General features: G+C 63.1%; 19 protein-coding genes. 7 read left to right on the top strand and 12 right to left on the bottom strand.

Going from position 1 to position 20240, the window contains the following annotated elements:
* The 4 genes from rsxC to ACSBQQ_RS07020 form a co-directional block, all read right to left on the bottom strand.
* Positions 1–2430 carry an electron transport complex subunit RsxC gene (gene rsxC / locus ACSBQQ_RS07035; RefSeq protein WP_060428175.1) on the bottom strand — a complete coding sequence of 810 codons (2430 nt, stop codon included), beginning with the start codon at positions 2428–2430 and terminating at the stop codon, positions 1–3.
* Positions 2423–2995, bottom strand: a complete 573-nt coding sequence (gene rsxB, locus ACSBQQ_RS07030; RefSeq protein ID WP_004938428.1) for an electron transport complex subunit RsxB — start codon at positions 2993–2995, stop codon at positions 2423–2425. The genes rsxC and rsxB overlap by 8 nt, the downstream gene beginning before the upstream one ends.
* Positions 2995–3576, bottom strand: a complete 582-nt coding sequence (gene rsxA, locus ACSBQQ_RS07025) for an electron transport complex subunit RsxA (RefSeq protein ID WP_004938443.1) — start codon at positions 3574–3576, stop codon at positions 2995–2997. The genes rsxB and rsxA overlap by 1 nt, the downstream gene beginning before the upstream one ends.
* Before the next feature lie 135 nt (positions 3577–3711).
* Positions 3712–4152 (bottom strand): DUF2569 domain-containing protein, encoded by a 441-nt coding sequence (locus ACSBQQ_RS07020; RefSeq protein ID WP_019455945.1) that lies wholly within the window; start codon positions 4150–4152, stop codon positions 3712–3714.
* 231 nt (positions 4153–4383) lie between these two features.
* On the opposite strand from ACSBQQ_RS07020, the gene ACSBQQ_RS07015 reads away from it, so the two are divergent.
* Positions 4384–5424: an oxidoreductase gene (locus ACSBQQ_RS07015; protein WP_060428174.1), complete on the top strand. Its 1041-nt coding sequence runs from the start codon at positions 4384–4386 to the stop codon at positions 5422–5424.
* Positions 5425–5497: 73 nt separating this feature from the next.
* Positions 5498–6502 (top strand): bile acid:sodium symporter family protein, encoded by a 1005-nt coding sequence (locus ACSBQQ_RS07010; protein WP_033648207.1) that lies wholly within the window; start codon positions 5498–5500, stop codon positions 6500–6502.
* A gap of 11 nt (positions 6503–6513) precedes the next feature.
* Here ACSBQQ_RS07010 and ACSBQQ_RS07005 read toward each other — a convergent pair whose 3' ends face one another.
* The 3 genes from ACSBQQ_RS07005 to ACSBQQ_RS06995 form a co-directional block, all read right to left on the bottom strand.
* Entirely contained in the window at positions 6514–7059 is a 546-nt protein-coding gene (locus tag ACSBQQ_RS07005; protein WP_043147398.1) for an AAA family ATPase, read from the bottom strand.
* Between the two features lie 110 nt (positions 7060–7169).
* Positions 7170–8168, bottom strand: a complete 999-nt coding sequence (gene add, locus ACSBQQ_RS07000) for an adenosine deaminase (protein ID WP_033638417.1) — start codon at positions 8166–8168, stop codon at positions 7170–7172.
* A gap of 136 nt (positions 8169–8304) precedes the next feature.
* Entirely contained in the window at positions 8305–9060 is a 756-nt protein-coding gene (locus ACSBQQ_RS06995; protein ID WP_033654756.1) for a DeoR/GlpR family DNA-binding transcription regulator, read from the bottom strand.
* Between the two features lie 97 nt (positions 9061–9157).
* On the opposite strand from ACSBQQ_RS06995, the gene ACSBQQ_RS06990 reads away from it, so the two are divergent.
* Positions 9158–9754, top strand: coding sequence for an NUDIX domain-containing protein (locus ACSBQQ_RS06990; protein WP_043147399.1), 597 nt, complete (start codon positions 9158–9160; stop codon positions 9752–9754).
* Positions 9751–10119 carry a hypothetical protein gene (locus ACSBQQ_RS06985; protein ID WP_033638420.1) on the top strand — a complete coding sequence of 123 codons (369 nt, stop codon included), beginning with the start codon at positions 9751–9753 and terminating at the stop codon, positions 10117–10119. Before ACSBQQ_RS06990 ends, ACSBQQ_RS06985 begins: the two co-directional genes overlap by 4 nt.
* Before the next feature lie 32 nt (positions 10120–10151).
* Here the strand turns inward: ACSBQQ_RS06985 and ACSBQQ_RS06980 are convergent, their stop codons facing one another.
* Both ACSBQQ_RS06980 and malX read right to left on the bottom strand, forming a co-directional pair.
* Positions 10152–11333, bottom strand: a complete 1182-nt coding sequence (locus ACSBQQ_RS06980) for a MalY/PatB family protein (protein ID WP_043147400.1) — start codon at positions 11331–11333, stop codon at positions 10152–10154.
* Positions 11326–12945, bottom strand: coding sequence for a maltose/glucose-specific PTS transporter subunit IIBC (gene malX / locus ACSBQQ_RS06975; protein ID WP_043147401.1), 1620 nt, complete (start codon positions 12943–12945; stop codon positions 11326–11328). The genes ACSBQQ_RS06980 and malX overlap by 8 nt, the downstream gene beginning before the upstream one ends.
* Positions 12946–13168: 223 nt before the next feature.
* Between malX and ACSBQQ_RS06970 the strand changes: the two genes are divergently transcribed.
* The gene (locus ACSBQQ_RS06970; RefSeq protein WP_033648213.1) at positions 13169–14200 is read left to right on the top strand and encodes a Mal regulon transcriptional regulator MalI; all 1032 of its coding nucleotides are present in this window, start codon (positions 13169–13171) and stop codon (positions 14198–14200) included.
* Here ACSBQQ_RS06970 and ACSBQQ_RS06965 read toward each other — a convergent pair.
* Entirely contained in the window at positions 14197–15078 is an 882-nt protein-coding gene (locus ACSBQQ_RS06965) for a LysR family transcriptional regulator (RefSeq protein WP_039566322.1), read from the bottom strand. The genes ACSBQQ_RS06970 and ACSBQQ_RS06965 overlap by 4 nt on opposite strands.
* 206 nt (positions 15079–15284) lie before the next feature.
* Between ACSBQQ_RS06965 and blaSRT the strand changes: the two genes are divergently transcribed.
* Complete coding sequence (gene blaSRT / locus ACSBQQ_RS06960) at positions 15285–16421, top strand: SRT/SST family class C beta-lactamase (protein ID WP_047567658.1); 1137 nt, start codon at positions 15285–15287, stop codon at positions 16419–16421.
* A gap of 26 nt (positions 16422–16447) precedes the next feature.
* On the opposite strand, the gene ACSBQQ_RS06955 is transcribed toward blaSRT, so the two are convergent.
* Complete coding sequence (locus ACSBQQ_RS06955) at positions 16448–17356, bottom strand: LysR family transcriptional regulator (RefSeq protein ID WP_060428172.1); 909 nt, start codon at positions 17354–17356, stop codon at positions 16448–16450.
* 102 nt (positions 17357–17458) lie between these two features.
* On the opposite strand from ACSBQQ_RS06955, the gene ACSBQQ_RS06950 reads away from it, so the two are divergent.
* A complete protein-coding gene (locus ACSBQQ_RS06950) occupies positions 17459–18622 on the top strand; it encodes a serine hydrolase domain-containing protein (RefSeq protein WP_048322074.1) in 1164 nt (387 codons plus the stop codon).
* 45 nt (positions 18623–18667) lie between these two features.
* Here the strand turns inward: ACSBQQ_RS06950 and ACSBQQ_RS06945 are convergent, their stop codons facing one another.
* Positions 18668–20200, bottom strand: coding sequence for a YdgA family protein (locus ACSBQQ_RS06945; RefSeq protein WP_041034957.1), 1533 nt, complete (start codon positions 20198–20200; stop codon positions 18668–18670).
* Positions 20201–20240: the final 40 nt, after the last annotated feature.

Raw genomic sequence — 20240 nt, 5'->3', positions numbered from 1 at the left:
TCATTTGTCTTCCGTTTCCGCCGCCAGCGATTCCCTGGCGGCTTTTTTGGCTTTGGCGCGGGCGATAGCCGCCGCGACCGCCGCCTTGCGCGGATCTTCCTCGGTGACTGCCGCCGCCGTTTCCGCCGCTGCAGGGGCATCCGCCTGCTGAGCCGCTTTCTTGGCTTTGACACGCGCCAGTGCCGCCGCGACCGCGGCCTTGCGCGGATCTTCCTCGGTGGCTGCCGCCGCCGTTTCCGCCGCTGCAGGGGCATCCGTCTGCTGCGCCGCTTTCTTGGCTTTGGCTCGGGCGATAGCCGCCGCGACCGCCGCCTTGCGCGGATCTTCCTCGGCGGTTGCCGGCGCCGTTTCCGCCGCTGCAGGGGCGTCCGCCTGCTGCGCCGCTTTCTTGGCTTTGGCTCGGGCGATAGCCGCCGCGACCGCCGCCTTGCGCGGATCTTCCTCGGCGGCTGCCGGCGCCGTTTCCGCCGGTGCAGGGGCATCTGCCTGCTGCGCCGCTTTCTTGGCTTTGACACGCGCCAGAGCGGCAGCAACCGCCGCCTTGCGCGGATCTTCTTCGGCGCTTGCCGGAGCCGGTTCCGCTGCGGCTGGGGTATCTGCCTGCTGCTCTGCCTTTTTGGCTTTGACGCGCGCCAGGGCGGCAGCGACCGCCGCTTTACGCGGATCGTCCTCTGTTGCCGCCGGAGCAGTGCTGTCTGCGGCCGGCGCTTCCTTGCGCGCTTTCACGCGGGCCAGCGCCGCGGCCACGGCGGCTTTGCGCGCGTCGTCGCCGGAGGCCGCCGGTGGCGCCTCTTTTTCCGCCTCGGCCGCCAACTGGGCGCGGCGTTCACGCGCCTGCGCTTTACGCGCTTCGCGGGCGGCGATCATTTCGCTGTTATCCGGCTGCTGGCCGTCGACCGGCGTGACCGCCGCTTCGGCATTTTTGCTGCGCACGCGCGCCAACGCGGCCTGCACCGCACCCTGATCGTCGTCGGTCAGTTTGACGGCGGCTTTTTTGTGCCGCTCTTCGCGCGCCAGCTTCTCGCGCTCCAGGCGGGCCAGCTTGGCTTCGTAACGCGCCTTGGCCTCGGCGGCGCGCGCCGCTTCCAGATCGATAGCCTTGATCTCGGCCTTTTCCTGACGGTAGTACTGCACCAGCGGGATGTTGCTGGGGCAGACGAACGCGCAGGCGCCGCATTCAATGCAGTCGAACAGGTTATGGTTGCGCGCCTTGTCGTGCTCCTGCCCACGGCTGAACCAGTACAGCTGCTGCGGCAGCAGCCCGGCAGGGCAAGCGTCTACACACAGGCCGCAGCGGATGCAGGACTGCTCCGGCTCCTGCGGTGTCATTTCATCGACCGTCGGCGCCAGAATGCAGTTGCTGATCTTAACGATCGGCACGTTCAGCGCAGGCAGGGTGAAGCCCATCAGCGGGCCGCCCATGACCACCATCTGCTGCGCCTGCGGGCGGAAACCGGCGAAGTCAAGCAGGTGCTGCACCGGCGTGCCGATGCGCGCCCACAGGTTGCCCGGGCGCTCGATCGCGTCGCCGGTCAGGGTCACTACGCGCTCAATCAGCGGTTCACCGTCGACGATCGCTCGCTTGATGGCGAAGGCGGTGCCGACGTTTTGCATCAATACGCCGATGGCAGAGGAGTGCTTGCCGTGCGGCACTTCCTTGCCGGTCAGGATCTTGGTCAGCTGTTTGGCGCCGCCGGACGGGTATTTGGTGGGGATAACGCGCAGCGCAATGCCGGACTGGCCGCGTAACGCCTGCTTCAGCGCCGCGATCGCCTCCGGTTTGTTGTCTTCGATGCCGATCAGCGTGACCTTGGGTTGCAGAATATGTTGCAGGATCTGCGTGCCTTCAACGATCTGATCGGCATGTTCCTGCATCAGGCGATCGTCGGCGGTGATGTAAGGTTCGCACTCGGCGGCGTTGAGGATCAGCGTTTCCACGCCGCTCATGCCGCCCTGCAGCTTGCTAGCGGTTGGGAAACCGGCGCCGCCCAGACCGGCGATGCCGGCCTGATGAATACGTTGAATCAGATCCGCGGCGGGCGCTTGGCGGTAGTCAGCCACCGGATCGCGCTCGCACCAGCGGTCTTCGCCGTCCGCCTCGATAATCACGCACAGCTCCGTCAGCCCGGAAGGGTGCGCGGTGATGTGCGGCGTGATGGCGCTGACGGTGCCCGAGGTCGGGGCGTGAACCGGCACGGTGCGGCCGCGGCCGACGGTCAGCGGCTGGCCTTTCAACACCCGATCGCCGGCATTGACGCACAGCTCGCCTTCAGGCCCCAGATGCTGTTGCAGCGGAATGATAAAGGTCTTGGGCAGGGGAGCGACACGCAGCGGCGCACCGCTGGACTGCGTTTTCATTTCCGGCGGATGGATCCCGCCGTTGAAATCCCAGATCCGGTCTTTTTTAAAGGCGGCGAACAGATTAAGCATGTTGCTCCACGTGGATCACTTGCACCGGGATCGTCTTCATGTCCCACTTCCAGTTGGCGGTGGTGGTGGCGACCGGTCTCATTTCAATACAGTCGGTAGGGCAAGGGGCGACGCACAGGTCGCAGCCGGTGCAGAGGTCGGTGATGACGGTGTGCATGGCGCGGGTGGCGCCGACGATGGCGTCCACCGGGCAGGCCTGAATGCACTTGGTGCAGCCGATGCAGTTGGCCTCGTCGATATAGGCCACTTTACGCTCCGGCTCGGCGGCGGCTTCGCTGCCCAGCGGCTGCGGCTCGACGTTGAGCAGCTCCGCCAGTTTCAACATCACCTGTTCGCCACCCGGCGCGCATTTGTTGATCATCTCGCCGTTGGCCACCGCCTCGGCGTAGGGGCGGCAACCGGGGTAGCCGCACTGGCCGCACTGGCTCTGCGGCAGGATCGCGTCGACCTGCTCGGCGACCGGATCCTCCTCCACCTCAAAACGGCGCGCGGCGTAGCCCAGCACCAGTCCGAACAGCAGCCCGAGCGCGCTTAAAGCCGCGATAGCTATCCACAACGCAGTCATTAGAATTTCACCAGCCCGGTAAAGCCCATAAAGGCCAGCGACATCAGCCCGGCGGTGATCAGTGCGATCGAGGAGCCGCGGAACGGCGCCGGCACGTCGGCGACCGCCAGACGTTCGCGAATGGCGGCAAACAGCACCATGACCAGCGAGAAACCGGCGGCGGCGCTGAAGCCGTACACGGCGGACTGCAGGAAGTTATAGCCGAGGTTAACGTTAAGCAACGCTACGCCAAGCACCGCGCAGTTGGTGGTGATCAGCGGCAGGAAGATGCCCAGCAGGCGGTAGAGCGCCGGGCTGGTCTTGCGCACCACCATCTCGGTGAACTGCACGACGACGGCGATCACCAGAATGAAGGAGAGCGTGCGCAGATACACCAGATCCAGCGGAACCAGAATAAAGGTGTTGATCACCCAGGCGCTGACGGAGGCCAGCGTCATGACGAAGGTGGTGGCCATTCCCATGCCGATGGCGCTTTCCAGCTTCTTGGAAACGCCGAGGAACGGGCACAGGCCAAGAAACTTCACCAGAACGAAGTTGTTCACCAGTACGGTGCCGACAAACAGGAGCAGGTATTCGGTCATTGCGATGCCTAAAAAAATAAAAGCCGCCTATTATCGGGAATCGGCGGCCGGACGACAACATATGAATCGCAGGGGTATTGCCTTTTTTGGCGAAAATTTACACAAAACACCCGATAAAACGTGCTGCAACCGCCCTTAACGTTCGGTAAAGGTGCCTTTGACCCGCTGCGAGCGCTTGATGTAAGGCACCAGCAGCGCCGCCATCAGCAGCGGCCAGCCGAGGCTGCGCACTGCCACTTCATCCGGCACCGGCGCGAAGGCGAAGGCTTTCACCGCCAGGAGCACCGTGATCAGCAGCCACAGCAAGAACAGCTTGGGGAAGCGCTGCGAGCGCTGGCAAAACAGCCACAGCAGCCACAGGGTGAAGCACCACATCAAGAGCGTGGTCAGCACCGAAAAGTACCATTGCAGGGTAAACGCCTGGGCGTTGGTCAGCAGATAGTCGCGCGATTCGGGCATAAAGATCGCCATGGCGTACAGGAGCAGCATCAGGCTGGCGCTGAGCAGGGTGACGATCAGATAGGCCATCGGGGCCAGCAACCAACCGCCGATACGAGAGTATTCAGCTTGAGACATAAAGGCTTCCTGATTGAAACGGGGATCACAGGCGGCATAGCTTAGCGGGTAATACCGGCTTCGTCATCTCAATCAACCGGATAGCTCGACATCGCGGCGGGTGGCAGCACGTTTGGCTACTCGACGCCGTATTAAGCCCGCTTCAAATTAACATCTCATTTACTTCTTGTTCCATCCGGCCGCATGGTGTCAAATCGAAAGGTCTGTCGTGAGCCTGCAAGAGGAAATCCCATGGCTGAGAAAATTCGTGTCGGGCTGGTCGGTTACGGCTACGCCGGCAAAACCTTTCATGCGCCGCTGATCGCCGGTACGCCGGGGCTGGAGCTGGCTACCGTCTCCAGCAGCGATGCCGGCAAAGTGCACGCCGACTGGCCGTCGATGGCGGTGGTGGGCGATGCGCAGGCGCTGTTCGCCGATCCCACCCTCGATCTGATCGTGATTCCCACTCCCAACGACACCCACTTCCCGCTGGCGCAGCAGGCGCTGGCCGCCGGCAAGCACGTGGTGGTGGATAAACCGTTTACCGTGACATTGTCACAAGCGCAGGCGCTGCAACAGCAGGCGCAGCAGAGCGGCTTGCTGCTGTCGGTATTTCACAACCGCCGCTGGGACAGCGACTTCCTTACCTTGAAAGCGCTGCTGAATGAGGGCGCGCTGGGCGAGGTGGTGTATTTCGAGTCGCATTTCGATCGCTACCGGCCGCAGGTGCGCCAGCGCTGGCGTGAACAGGACGGCGTCGGCAGCGGTATCTGGTACGATTTGGCGCCGCACTTGCTCGATCAGGCGCTGCAACTCTTCGGCAAGCCCGAGCGGCTGTTCGTCGATCTGGGGGAATTGCGGCCGGGGGCGCAGGCGGTGGACTATTTCCACGCCTTGCTGAGCTATGGCAATCGCCGCGTGGTGCTGCACGCCAGCATGCTGGCGGCGGCGGAGAGCCCGCGTTACGTGGTGCACGGCACCCGCGGCAGCTATATCAAATACGGCCTGGACCTGCAGGAAGACCGGCTGAAGGCCGGTGAGCGCCTGCCGCAGGCCGATTGGGGCTATGACATGCGCGACGGCGTGGTGACGCTGTCACGTGGCGATCTGCTGGCGGAGCAGCCGCTGCTCAACATTCCCGGCAACTACCCGGCCTATTACGCCGCGGTGCGCGACGCGATCGCCGGCATCGGCGAAAACCCGGTGCCGGCCGCCGACGCCATCACGGTGATGGCATTGATCGAACTGGGGCTGGAATCGGCCCGGCTGCAGCAGGCGCTGCCGGTGGTCTGAGCCCGTCCATTTCTCTGTGGCCCGGCGCAACGTCGGGCCTTTTTACGACTTTACGTGCAAGGAAATCCGTTTCATGTCCTGGTTGCAGCGTTTGCGCATTGATAAATTTTTGCTGGTTCTGATTTTGGTGGTGATCGTCGCCTCGCTGTTCCCTTGCGAAGGCATCTGGAAAACCTTCTTTGAACACCTGACCACCGCCGCCATCGCGCTGCTGTTCTTTATGCACGGCGCCAAGCTGTCGCGCGAGGCGATCGTCGCCGGCATGAGCCACTGGAAGCTGCATCTGCTGGTGTTCCTCAGCACCTTTGCGCTGTTCCCGCTGCTTGGGCTGGCGATGAATCTGCTGGTGCCGGGCATCATGACGCCGACGGTCTATCTAGGCTTCCTCTATCTGTGCGCGCTGCCGGCCACGGTGCAATCGGCCATCGCCTTTACCTCGGCGGCGGGCGGCAACGTGGCGGCGGCGATCTGCAGCGCCTCGGCGTCGAGCATTCTCGGCGTGTTCCTGTCGCCGCTGCTGGTGGGCGCGTTGATGCATACCCAGGGCGGCAATACCGACGTGCTGCACGCCATCGGTTCAATCATTCTGCAGCTGATGGTGCCGTTCGTGGTTGGCCATCTGGCGCGGCCGCTGATCGGCAAGTGGGTCGATCGCCATCGTAAGCTGATCAACCTGACCGACCGCTCGTCGATCCTGCTGGTGGTGTATACCGCGTTCAGCGCGGCGGTGGTGGAAGGGATTTGGCATCGCATCGACGGCTGGTCGCTGCTGACCATCCTGGTGATGTCGCTGGTGCTGCTGACGGTGGTGTTGGTGATCAACACCTACGCGGCGCGCTGGCTGGGCTTCAATACCGCCGATGAGATCACTATCGTCTTCTGCGGCTCGAAAAAAAGCCTGGCGAACGGCATCCCGATGGCCAACGTGCTGTTCCCGGCCGCGGCGGTGGGCGCCATGGTGCTGCCGCTGATGATTTTCCACCAGGTGCAGCTGATGGTGTGCGCGGTGCTGGCGCAGCGCTATGCGCGTAAAACCGCCAAACAACGGGCCGAGGCGGAGGCGCTGGCGGCCAAATAGACCGCAGGCCGCTAACGGCAGCCCAGCGCGTCGAGCAGAAAGTCGGCGCGCTCGTCGGGCGAGGCGCGCGGCAGTTCCTGCAGCCGATAACCCGATCGGCGGTAGACGGCCAGCATCGCTCGATAGGTCTGCTCGGCTTCGGCGAAAGATTGTTTTCTCTCGCTGTCCTGCGCGTAGATCGCTCGCCACGGTGGGGCGATGAACACCGTATCGGCATAGCGAAAAGCGCCGATCGCCGCGGTTAAGGGGGCGGGGATCGGCAACCCGCACAGCGTCAGGTAACCGGCGATATCCGGCAGGCCGCGATCGAAGAACCAGCATGTTGCGCCCGTCGCTTCCCGCCATGAGCGCAGCTCCCAATCCAGCATCCGCTCGGCGAAAGCCTGGCGATCGCCCCACGGCAGCGCATTGCCGCCAATACTCACCTGCTCCTGAATAATCGCCCGGCCCGCCTCCTGCGAATGCGGGTAGCCACGGCGATGAAGAACCTCGATGAGCGTGCTTTTGCCCGAACCCGGGCCGCCGGTCAGCACGATGCGGCGTAGTTTGTCAGACATAAGAAATTCCTCTCGTGCGGCAGAGTTATGGGTGAAAACAGCGATAAAGACGAGCAGGCGGAAGAAAACGGGGGATGAGAAGAAGGCGCCGTGTGGCGCCTTGGGGGAATTTAACCTTGCACTTTGGCGCGCAGCGCCTGTTTTTCCTGCTCGCTGAGGAAGGCCAGCTTCAGGCCGTTTTCCTGCGCGGTGCGGATTTCCTGCGGCGTCAGCCCGGCCTGCGGCGCGGCGACGCGGTATTCGTGCTCGATCTCGATGCCCTGAACCGCCGGATCGTCGGTGTTGATCGATGCCAGCACGCCGTGGCGCAGGAAGGTGGCCAGCGGATGCTGTGCCAGCGAAGGCACGGTGCTGGTCTGGATGTTGGAGGTCAGGCAGGACTCGATGCCGATGCCGTGTTCCGCCAGGAAGTCCATCAGCGCCGGATCTTCGACCGCTTTCACCCCGTGACCGATACGCTCGGCGCCCAGCTCGCGGATCGCCTGCCAGATACTTTCCGGGCCGGCGGCTTCGCCCGCATGCACGGTGATGCGCAGGCCGGCGTCGCGCGCGCGGTTGAAGTGGTTGAGGAACAGGCTGCCGGGGAAGCCCAGCTCATCGCCCGCCAAATCCAGCGCGGTAATGCCGTCGCGGTGCGCCAGCAACCCTTCCAATTCCTGCAGACAGGCGGCCTCGCCAAAGGTGCGGCTCATGATGCCGATCAGGCGAATGTCGATGTCGCGATCGCGGCAGCCCGAACGGATCCCGTCGATCACCGCTTCCACCACGCCGGCGACCGGCAGCTGGTGCTTCATCGCCATGTAGTAAGGGGAGAAACGCAGCTCGGCGTAGTGCAGGCCGGCGTTGGCGGCGTCTTCGACGTTTTCGTAGGCCACACGGCGGCAGGCGTCCAGATCGCCCAGCACCGCCACGCCCCAGTCCAGTTTCTGCAGGAAGCTGACCAGATCCGGTTCGGCGTGGGTGATCTGCACGTGCGGGCGCAGGCTCTCCAAATCGTTGGCCGGCAGGGCGAGATTGAATTGGCGACCGAGGTCGAGAATGGTCTGCGCGCGGATGTTGCCGTCGAGATGGCGGTGAATGTCGGTAAGCGGTAGGCGGGGATCGATCATGCTGGGCACTCGCTAATTTATCGTAGGTAAAGTGCAGAACAGTATAAAAACAAATGAATGAAACTTGCCATCTCGTTGCATAAAAAAGTGACTTGAATCACAAATAATGCGAGATCTATCGCATTATCGTCGTGAATCAGGCTTTCAACACGCTGACGCCCGCCTGCTGCAACGGCGCGATCAATGCGTCGTCGGTGGCGCGTTCAACGATGATGGTATGCGCCAGCGTAATATCGCCGATCGCATACTGCGAGGCGGCGTTAAGCTTGGCGGCGGAGGCCAGCACCACGGTTTCCGCCGCGCGGGCCGCCAGCGCCCGCTTGATGTAGGCCTCTTCCAGATCGCCGGTGCTCAGCCCCGCGGTGGGGTGCACGCCGGTTACGCCCATAAAATAGATATCGGCGCGAATATGCGACATCGCTTCCACCGCGGCGGCGCCAACGCTGACGATCGAATGCTTGTACAGCCGGCCGCCGATCAGGATCACCTCCACCGTGGGGTGATCGACCAAGCCCACGGCGACGCTGGGGCTGTGGGTGACGATAGTGGCGTTCAGATTGGGCGGCAGCTGCCGGACCAGTTCTGCAGAGGTGGTGCCACCATCGATAATCACTACCTGGCCAGGGGCGATCATCGCCGCCGCCGCTTTGGCGATCGCGCGTTTGGCGCCGGATTCCAACTGATTGCGCTCGGCGAAGCTGGCAATGGCAGAGGAAACCGGCAGGGCGCCGCCATGTACCCGTTGCAGCAACCCCTCGGCGTCCAGTTCGCGCAGATCGCGCCGGACAGTGTCTTCCGACAACCCAAACATTTCGCTGAGCTGCTTGGCCAACACCTGGCCGTCCTGGGCCAGTTTTTCCAGGATGATCTTCTTGCGCTGGCTGGTCAACATGGCCATTTTCCTCTCAAAATTGCTTTGCACGAAATACCTTGATCATACACGAAACTGCACGATAGTATCAATTTCCTTCCTATGGCGGAGTAAACCGATGATAGCCACCAAAGACAGGGTTCGCATTGTCGAAACCCGGGTGTTGTCCGATGACTGGTACCTGCTGAAAAAAACCACCTTTGATTTTCTGCGGCGCGACGGCGTTTGGCAGCGACAGAGCCGTGAGACCTATGATCGCGGCGACGGCGCGGTGATTTTGCTGTTCAACCGGCAGGCGCAAACGGTGGTCCTGACACGCCAGTTCCGCTTTCCGGTCTTCGTCAACGGCCATGACGGCATGTTGATTGAGGCCGCCGCCGGGTTGCTGGACAACGCATCGCCGGAGGCGCGTATCCGCGCCGAAGCGGAAGAGGAAACCGGCTATTTCGTGCAGAACGTGGAGAAGGTGTTCGAAGCCTACATGAGCCCCGGCTCGGTCACCGAGAAGCTGCACTTTTTCGTCGGCGAATATCAGGCGAGCGATCGCCTCAACGAGGGCGGCGGGGTGGTGGCGGAGGGGGAAGATCTGGAGGTGCTCGAGCTGCCGCTGGCGCAGGCCCTGCAGGCGGTTCGCCAGGGCACGATCGTTGACGCCAAAACCATCATGCTGCTGCAGTTTGTCGCCTTGAATCGGACGTTGGAGGAAGAACGATGAAAGCGCAACAAATCCTGATCGCCGGCCCCTACCGCAGCGGCACCGATGGCGATCCGCAGCGTATCGCCGCCAATCTGGCGCGCCTGGAACAGGCAGCGCTGGCGGTTTACCAGCGGGGGCACGTGCCGGTGATCGGCGAATGGCTGGCGCTGCCTTTGGCGGCGGCGGCGGGTTCCACTCAGGTTGGCGATGCGGTGAGCGAGGCGTTTCTTTACCCGGTGGCTCACCGACTGATTGCGCAGTGTCAGGCGGTGTATCGCATCGAAGGGGCGTCTGCGGGGGCCGATAACGACGTGCGGTTGGCCAACGAGTGGGGTCTGACGGTCTATCGCCGCCTGGAGGAGATCCCGCCTGTTCAGGGGTAACGAAGGGGCGGGCAGAGGCTCGCCCCCTCGCGCTATTGGTCGCTCAGCACCAACCGCAATCCGGCGATCAGCTTGTCCATGCCGGCCTCCAGCTTGCTGCGCGGGCAGCCGACGTTGAGGCGCAGGAACCCGCGGCCTTCCTCGCCGTAGGTAAAGCCTGGCATGATCGCCACCTTTTCGCGCTCGATCAGCACCTGCTGCAGCGCCCGATCGTCTACGGCCAGCGGCCGCAGATCGATCCAGGCCAGGTAGGTGGCCTGCGGCGGACGCCAGCCCAGCGCGGGAAAAGCCTGCTCCAGCCGCTCGGCGACGTAGGTCAGATTATCCTGCAGGTAGTCGCGCAGGGCGTCCAGCCAGGGTTCGCCGTGGCGATAGGCGGCCACGTGCGCGGCCACCGCCAGCACCGCCGGCGAAGAGAGGCCGTCGCGGGCTTTGAGCTGCTGGAAGTAGGCTTCGCGGCTGGCGGCGTCGCTGATGAAGCCATAGGCGCCGGTCAGTGCCGGAATGTTGAAACTCTTGGAACCTGAGGTCAGCAGGGCCCAGGCGCCGCTCGCCACCTGGCTCCACGGCGTATGGCGGTGTTCCCCCCACACCATGTCCATGTGGATCTCATCGCTGATGACGCGCACGTCGTGGCGCTCGCACAGTTCGGCCATCTGCTGCAGCTCGTCGCGGCGCCACACTTTGCCGGTGGGGTTATGCGGGCTGCACAGCAGCAGGATCTTGGTCTGCGGCCGCGCCAGCAACGCCTCAAGGTGAGCCATATCGCAGCGCCAGTCGTCGCCGGCTTTTTGCAGCGGGCAGGCCAACAGCTGGCGCTGGTTGGCGAGGATCACCTTGTAGAAGGCGTCGTAGGCCGGAGTATGGGTCACCACGTAATCGCCCGGCACCGACCATTGGCGGATCAGTTGCGCCGCCATGTAGATAACGGAAGGGCCGTACACCGCCGTCGCGGTGTCGATGCCGACGTTGAAACGTTGCTGATACCAGTGGCGCAGCGCGCCGAGAAAATCCTCGTGCTGCCAGCGGCTGTAGCCCAGCACGCCGTGCTGCAGGCGCTGCTGCAATGCGTCGAGAATGCACGGCGCGGTGGCGAAATCCATATCGGAGATGGTGAACGGCAGCAGGTCGTCGCTGCCGAAACGATCGGCGATATAGTCCCACTGGGTGCACCAGGTGCCGTGGCGGTCGATCGGGGTGGAGAAATCAAACATGGGTGGCTCCCTGCAGCGCCGCGGCAGGTTGCGCCGTGGCTATCAGTGAGTCTAATTCATCCTTCACCGATTGCACCTGCGGGCCGATCACCACCTGCAGATTATGGTCGTTGAGATGCACCACGCCGATGGCGCGGTTGGCCTTCAGCGCCGCGTCGTCCACCCGGCTCATGTCGTTGACCGACAGGCGCAGGCGGGTGATGCAGTTGTCCAGCGTGATAATGTTGTCCGGACCGCCGAGCGCCGCCAAAATCGCCGGCACGTTGTAGCCGGATTTGCCCACCGCGCCGGCCGGCGCGCTTTGGCTAACGGCGCCGTCGCTCTCGCGGCCCGGCGTTTTGATGTTAAAGCGCTGGATGGCGAAGCGGAAAATGGCGTAATAGCCGACGAACCAGACGGCGGCCACCACCGGCACCAGATACCACTTGGTGGCGGTGCCGTGCAGAATGCCGAACACCACGAAGTCGATGATATTGCCGTCGGTATTGCCGATGGTCACGCCCAACAGCGCCATCACGGTAAAGCCCAACCCGGTGAGCAGCGCGTGGATCAGGTAGAGGAACGGAGCGACGAACAGGAACAGGAACTCGATCGGCTCGGTGGTGCCGCCGACCACGCAGGCCACCACGCCGGAAATCAGCAGCCCTTTGATTTTATGACGGTTCTCCGGTTTGGCGCAGTGATACATCGCCAGCGCCGCGCCCGGCAGCCCGCCGAGGAACGCCGGCATTTTACCCTGCGACAGGAAGCGAGTGGCGCTTTCGGCGAAGCCGGTGGTGGTTGGGCAGGAAAGCTGCGCCTGGAAGATGGTCAGGGCGCCGCTGACGCTGTGGCCGCACACTTCCATGGTGCCGCCCGCCTCGGTAAAGCGGATCAGCGCCACCAGAATGTGCTGCAGGCCGAACGGCAGCAGCAGGCGTTCGCCGGTGCCGAACAGCATCGGGCCAAAGGCGCCGGCGCTGTTGATCACCCAACCCAGCCCGGTGATGCCGGCGGCGAACCACGGCCAGATCAGCGGGATCACCAGGCCGCACAGGCCCAGCACCACGGTGGTGACGATCGGCACGAAGCGCGTGCCGCCGAAGAACGCCAGCGCGTCCGGCAGGCGGATGGTGTGGAAGCGTTCATGCAGGCGATAGACGATGATGCCGACGATCACCGCGCCGAGGATGCCGGTATCGATCGACTGAATGCCGAGGATGTTCTGGATATTGTTGGCTTTCAGTACCAGCGGATCGCTGGTGGGCAGCACGCCGGCGGCGGTCAGGTAGAAATTGGTGCCCAGATTCAGCACGGCGAAGCCGACGAAGCCGGAGAAGGCGGCGACGCCCTTGTTCTCGCGCGCCATGCCCAGCGGAATGGCGATGGCGAACATCACCGGCAGGAAGCTGAAGGCGAAGGAGCCTACCTTGCTCATCCAGGTAAAGATCAGCTGGAAGATCGGGTGGCCGATAAACGGCATCAGGGTGATCACGTCGCGGCTGCTCAGCGAGCTGCCGATCCCCAGCATGATGCCGCAGAAAGAGAGCAAGGCGACGGGCAACATGAAGGTTTTGCCCAGGCTCTGGAAGAACTCCCAGAGGGTGATTTTGGGTTTGTTGGCTGCTGACATAACCGACTTCTCCTGGCGAAAAGACGAGCAAAAAGAGGACTGCAGATTAGGTAAAAAGAAGATAAAACGTTTTACCTAGAAAAAATGCGCCGCCAATCACAAATCTGCCGCCCGGTTTTTGACGACAATGCGGTAGGCAGTAAAACGTTTTACTGAGATAACGGATTCGGTATACCCTTGATCATTACGGCGCGGGTTGCCCAGGAACGGGTTCGCAGAGACTATGAGCATCAAAAAGATCACCATCACCGATGTGGCGCAACAGGCGGGCGTGTCGGTCACCACGGTTTCCCTGGTGTTGAGCGGCAAGGGGCGCATTTCGCCGACCACCGTCGAGAAGGTCAATCAGGCGATAGAGCAGCTGGGCTATGTGCGCAATCGCCAGGCGGCGACGCTGCGCGGCGGGGAGTCCGGGGTGATCGGCCTTATTCTGCGCGACATCTGCGAACCCTTCTATGCCGAAATGACCGCCGGGCTGAGCGAAGCGCTGGAGGCGCACGACAAGCTGCTGTTTTTGACGCAGAGCGGGCGCGACGGCCAGGGCTTGCAGCGGGCGTTTGACGCGCTGCTGGCGCAGGGCGTCGACGGCATCGTGCTGGCGGGCGGCATTCGCGCGGCGGCGGGCCTGAAGGAGAAGGCGGCCGAGCAGGGCGTACCGCTGGTCTGCGTGGCGCGCTCCAGCGGTCTCGACGGCGTGGACGTGGTGCGGCCGGACAACATGCAGGCCGCCAAGCTGGCCACCGAATTTTTGATCAAGCGGGGCCACAGCCAAATCGCCTACCTCGGCGGGCAGAGCGACTCGTTGACGCGCGCCGAGCGGCTGGGCGGCTTTTGCGCCACGCTGGTGCAGTATGGCCTGCCGTTTCGCAGCGAATGGATCGTCGAGTGCGATTGCCGGCAGCGCCAGGCGGCGGAAGCGGCGGAGCAACTGCTGCGCCATTACCCGAATATTACCGCCATCGTCTGCCACAAGGCGTCGGTGGCGCTCGGCGCCTATTTTGGCCTGGCGCGCAGCGGCCGCAGCATCGGTTCGGACGGGGTCGACGCCTACTACGGGCGGCAGGTGGCGCTGATCGGCTTCGGCGACGTCCCGGAGGCCGAACTGACCGAGCCGCCGCTGACCTTCGTCTCCAGCTCGGCGCGGGAAGTGGGGCGCAGCGCCGCCGCGCGCCTGCTGCAGCGCATCGGTGACGCCGACCTGCCGGCGCAGAACGTCATTCTGCCGCCGACGCTGATCCGGCGCGGTTCCGCCTAGCCCTGTTGCTGTTCCTCCTCCGCCTCCCGGCGGATCCAGCCGATAAAGGTTTTCATCGCCGGCGTCAGATCTCGCGATTTCAAATGGGTCAGCCAATAAGCGCCGAGTGCGGCCTCGGCGGCAAACGGCCGCTGCAGCGCGCCGGCGGCCAGTTCGCGGCGGAACATGCTGACCGGCGCCAGCGCCACGCCATCGCACTGGATCGCGCCTTCCACCATCAGCCTTGACGAGTCGAACACCGGGCCGTTGATCCGCCACGGCGTCACCTGTGCCGCCGCGAACCAGCGTTCCCACTCGTCCTTGCGGTAGGTGCGCATCAGCTGCTCGTGCTGCAGATCCTGCGGCGTGCGCAGGCGCGCGGCGACCGCCGGCGGGCAGAGCACCGTCAGCGGCGCGTCGAACAGCTTGATATTGCAGGTGGCGGGCCAGAGGCCTTCGCCGAAGCGGATGGCGAAATCCATGCCGTCGGCCGACAGATTGACCAGGTTGTTGTGGGTCAGCACCCGTAGATCGATAAACGGGTGCGCCGTGCGGAATGCCGCCAGCCGCGGCATCAGCCAGCCGACGGCGAAGGTGCCGACCACCGCCACCGTCAGCACCTCGTGGAAATGCCCGCCTTCGAACTGCTGCAGCACCGCCTCGATGCGGTCGAAGGCGTCGCTCAATACCGGCAGCAGCGCCTGGCCCTCTTCGGTCAGATCCAGCCCGCGCGGCAGGCGGCGGAACAGCTGAATGCCCAGCTGTTCTTCCAGCATGCGCACCTGCTGGCTGACGGCGGCCTGGGTGACACGCAGCTCCAGACCGGCGCGGGTGAAGTTCAGGTGGCGAGCGGAGGATTCGAACGCCCGCAGGGCGTTGAGGGGAAGTCGATTGCGCATTGTCGATAGCCATAAGTTTTTCTTTATGCTGGCTGAAATTATTATCGCTTGTCAACCCGGCGGCAAAATCCGATATTTGGCGCGGCTGCTGTGAGCGTCGCCGCAGCCGTAAAGGAATGACATCATCAATCAGGGAAAGCGCCGTGCATAACGCCAATAAAAACTTTTGGCCGCGGCTGATACCCTGCAACCTAAGAGCTTCTATCATGACGAAAATGAACCGCCTGGCGGCCGCGCTGATCGCCGCACTGATCTTGCCGACCGCGCAGGCCGCGCAGCAGCAGGATATCGACGCCGTTATTCAGCCGCTGATGAAAAAATATGGCGTACCGGGCATGGCGATCGCCGTGTCGGTCGACGGCAAACAGCAGATTTACCCGTATGGCGTCGCCTCGAAGCAGACCGGCAAACCGATCACCGAGGAGACGCTGTTCGAAGTGGGCTCGCTGAGCAAAACCTTTACCGCGACGCTGGCGGTCTATGCGCAGCAGCAGGGCAAGCTGTCGTTCAACGATCCGGCCAGCCGCTATCTGCCCGAGCTGCGCGGCAGCGCCTTCGACGGCGTCAGCCTGCTGAATCTGGCGACGCATACCTCCGGCCTGCCGCTGTTCGTGCCGGACGACGTCACCAACAACGCCCAGCTGATGGCCTACTACCGGGCCTGGCAGCCGAAACACCCGGCGGGCAGCTACCGGGTCTATTCCAACCTCGGCATCGGCATGCTGGGCATGATCGCCGCCAAGAGCCTCGACCAGCCGTTTATCCAGGCGATGGAACAGGGGATGCTGCCGGCGCTGGGCATGAGCCACACCTACGTTCAGGTGCCGGCGGCGCAGATGGCTAACTATGCGCAGGGTTACAGCAAGGACGATAAGCCGGTGCGGGTCAATCCCGGCCCGCTGGACGCCGAATCTTACGGCATCAAATCCAACGCTCGCGATCTGATTCGCTATCTGGACGCCAACCTGCAGCAGGTGAAGGTGGCGCAGCCGTGGCGCGACGCGCTGGCCGCGACGCACGTCGGTTATTACAAGGCGGGCGCGTTCACGCAGGATCTGATGTGGGAGAACTACCCGTATCCAGTGAAACTGTCGCGTTTGATTGAAGGCAACAACGCCGGGATGATCATGAACGGCACGCCGGCCACCGCCATCACGCCGCCGCAGCCGGAATTGCGCGCCGGCTGGTATAACAAAACCGGCTCCACCGGCGGTTTCTCCACCTACGCGGTATTTATCCCGGCGAAAAATATCGCCGTGGTGATGCTGGCCAACAAGTGGTTCCCGAACGACGATCGCGTCGAGGCGGCTTACCACATCGTCCAGGCGCTGGAGAAGCGCTGACGGCCAGGGGCGCCGGCGAGGCGCCCCTACCACCGGTGCTGCCGTTCACGCCGCTCGCGCATGAAATCGATAAAGGCGCGCAGCTTGAGCGGCAGATGCCTGCCGGCGGGAAAGTAGATGAAAAACCCCGACGCTTCGCTGGCGTAATCCGGCAGCACTTCCACCAGTTGCCCCTGCGCCAGCTCCTGCAACACCGTGCCCTGAAAACGCTGTGCGATACCCAGGCCCGCCAACGCCGCATCCTTGAGCAGCCGATCTTCGTTAAAAATTAAACTGCCGCTGACGTCCAGCGCGCGTTCATCGTCGCCCAGGCTGAAATACCAGGGTTCCAGTTTGCCGCTGCCGGGGAAACGGTAGCGCAGGCAGTGGTGAACGGGCAGATCGTCCGGCGTGGCCGGTACGCCGCAGCGCGCCAGATAGTCGGGCGAGGCGACCAGCACCCGACGCTGGCCGTTGTCGATCGGCACGGCGATCATGTCCTTTTGCAGCATGGCATGCATGCGAATGCCGGCATCGAAACTGCCCAGTACCAGATCGGAAAAGCGGTCTTCGGTAAACAGCTCCAGTTGCACGTCGGGATAGCGCCGTTGAAATTCCGCCAGGTGCGGCATCACCAGCAGCGAGGCGGCCAGCTGCGGCAGCGTAATGCGCAGCAGGCCCGCCGGCTGCGCGCCCACAGCGCGCACGTCGTCCGCCGCCACGTCGATCTGGCTCATCGCCGGCGATACCTTCTGATAGAACAACCGGCCCTCGTCACTGAGGCGCACCGAGCGGCTGGTGCGATGAAATAACCGCACTCCCAGCTGATTCTCCAGCGCCTGAATGTTTTGCGACACCGCCGGCGGCGTGACGCCGAGCTGGCTGGCCGCGCGGGTAAAGTTGCCCAGGCGCGCGACGGCTTCGAAATAGGGCAACAGCTGCAGGAGTGAACTCATCTATCAATAACCTGTGCTTAATGATTCATTAAATTATGCCTTATTTTAATTTATGACGAAGGTTTTAGACTGATTTTACTTTCCATCAGAGAGATGAAAATCATGTCGGCAGAACAACGGGCGTTAACAGAACGGATCGCGGCGATCGATCAACAGGCGATGGCCGAAGGGCGCATCGTGGGTAGCGTAGTGCTGGTGGCGCGGCGGGGCGAGATTTGCTACGCCGGGGCGGCCGGCTATGCCGATCGCGAAGCGCGGCGGCCGATGCGGCGAGAAACGCAGTTTCGACTGTCGTCGGTCTCCAAACCCTATACCACGCTGGCGGCGCTGCGCCTGATTGAGCAGGGCAAGCTGAGCCTGGACGACGCGGTCAGCGACTGGCTGCCGTGGTTCACTCCGGCGTTGGCGGACGGCCGGCGCCCGGTGATCAAGATTCGTCATTTGCTGAGCCACACCGCCGGGCTGGACTATCGGCTGAACCAGCCGCCGGCGGGCGTTTATCATCAGTTGGGGATCCAGGACGGCGTGGAGCTGTCGACGCTGACGCTGGAGCAAAACCTGCGGCTGTTGGCACAGGCACCGTTGCTGTCGGCGCCGGGGGAGCGCTTCAATTATTCGCTGGCGATCGACGTGCTTGGCGCGGTGCTGGAACGGGTGACGGGCATGCCGCTGCCGCAGCTGTTTGTCGAATGGGTGGCGCGGCCGCTGGGGCTCGGCAATACCGCGTTTTATGCGACGGACGCCGCGAATCTGGCGACACCGTATTACAACACGCCGCAAGGGCCGCAGCGCATGCATGAAGGCCTGCGGCTGGCGCTGCCGGAGGAGATGGCGGGGGGCGAGGTACTGTTTTCACCCGCGCGGGCGCTTAACGCCGGGGCCTATCCTTCCGGCGGCGCGGGCATGGTCGGCGATGCCGACGATGTGCTGCGCCTGGTGGAGGCGTTGCGCAGCGGCGGGCAGGGCATGTTGCGGCCGGACACGGTGGCGTTGCTGCGCAGCCCGCACGTGGGGGCGCAGGCGCAAACGCAAGGGCCGGGCTGGGGATTCGGTTTCGGCGGGGCGCTGCTGGTGGACACAGATGCCGCGCAGACGCCGCAGCATGCCGGCACGCTGACCTGGGGCGGCGTTTACGGCCACAGCTGGTTCTTTGATCCACAGGCGCAGTTGAGCGTGGTGATACTGACCAACACCGCGTTTGAAGGCATGTGCGGCCGCTATCCGCAGCAGATCCGCGATGCGGTTTACGCCGCGGAAATGGGGTAAATAAAAAGGGCCCCGCAGGGGGCCCTTGATCAGGCTGTCAGGCGATTACTGCGCCGGTGCCGGAGCGGGTTCCGCTTCCTGCGCCGGTTCAGCGTCTTCCGCCGGGGCGCCCAGCATGGCGAACTGGCCGATGAACTCTTGCAGCGACATCTTGTTGCCGTTGAGGTCAACCTGGTTGTCGGCATAGTGGAACGTGCTCGCGATCACGCCGTCTTTCTGGGTGGTCAGCTTGAACATCTGGCCCATGGCCGCCAGGCCCTGCACCTGCTGCTGCGCCAGTTTCTGCGCGTCTTCCGCATTGTAACCCTGCAACAGCGCGGTTTTCGCGGTCACTTCGGTGGCCATCGCTTCCGGAATGGTCAGGTTGATATCCAGCTTTTTAACCGCCTGCGCGATCAGCTGATCCGGCGATTGCGCCGGGGAGGCGGCTTTGCTCGGATCGGTCAGCGCCAGATCCAGCGTGAAGGTGCTCTCGCCCTTGCTGTTTTTCCAGCTCAGCGGCGCGATGCTGAGGCTCGGGTTGCCTTTCAGCAGCAGCGGCAGGTTCTTTTGCAACAGCTCGGCGTTTTGCTGCTCATACACGGCCGGATCCAGGTTCTCGCCCTGTTGCAGCAGCGCCATGGTCTGGCGGTTGTAGCTGTCGGCGAAGTCTTTCAGCGCCTTGCCGTCGACGTTGTCGATTTTCAGCGCCAGCTTGCCGGCGCCGAAATCGTTGCCCTGCACCTTGAGCGCGTCCATGGTGTAGTCGATCTGGCCGCCGATGTTGCTGCTGCCTTGCTCGCCGAACTTGCTCACCAGGTTGAAACCGTCCAACGCCACGGTATCTTTACCGTCGATCGTCAGTTTGAACTGCTTGAGCGTCATCGTCTGATCGCCGAGCTTCACGCCGAACTTGCTCTCGTTGCTGTTGCCTTTCAGGTTGAAGCCCTGGAAGGTGATCTGCTCGTTTTGACCGAATTCGTTCGGGCTGGCGAACACGATATTGTCGCTATTGGCGTCCAGCACGAATTTTTTCAGATCGCTGGACACATCGGCGTTAATGGTGGCGCCGCTGAATTTCAGCGAAGACTTATCCTTTTGGTAGTCCAGCGGGATGATGTCGATGGCGGACGAGGTGTCCCCGCTGTAAGAGATGCGCGAATCGGCGGTAAACAGCGATTTGCCTTTGGTGGTGTCAAACAGGCCTTTCACCGCCGGGGTATTTTCCAGCTCGGTATGCACCGACGCCATGCTCGGCAGCAGATTGAATTTTTTCAGCTGGGCGAAGGGGAACGGGCCGTGATCGATGGTTTCCAGGAACGCCACTTCTTCGCCGGCTTTCAGCGCCGCGTCTTCACTGGTATCCGTGCCGTCGGAACGCAGCACATAACGCACTTTACTGCTGAACAGGCCGCGCTGGTAATTTTCATAGCTCAGCTTAACCCCGGCTTTCGGCAGGTAAGCTTTCAGCTGGCCGTTGGCGTTGTCGACGACTTCGCCCATGTGCTGCTCGATCAGTTTCCCGGTGTACCAGGATGCCCCGGTCCATGCTGCGCCAAGAACCACAATGACGCTGACAGCGACTAACGATTTTTTCATAGCTCTGTTTCATCCTTTTTTCTTATCACCCTCCGTTGCG

Source organism: Serratia sp. G204Y, assembly GCF_051172435.1.
Classification (GTDB): domain Bacteria; phylum Pseudomonadota; class Gammaproteobacteria; order Enterobacterales; family Enterobacteriaceae; genus Serratia; species Serratia sarumanii.
The sequence above is the reverse complement of the archived record's forward strand: the minus strand, read 5'-3'. Positions and strand labels throughout refer to the sequence as shown.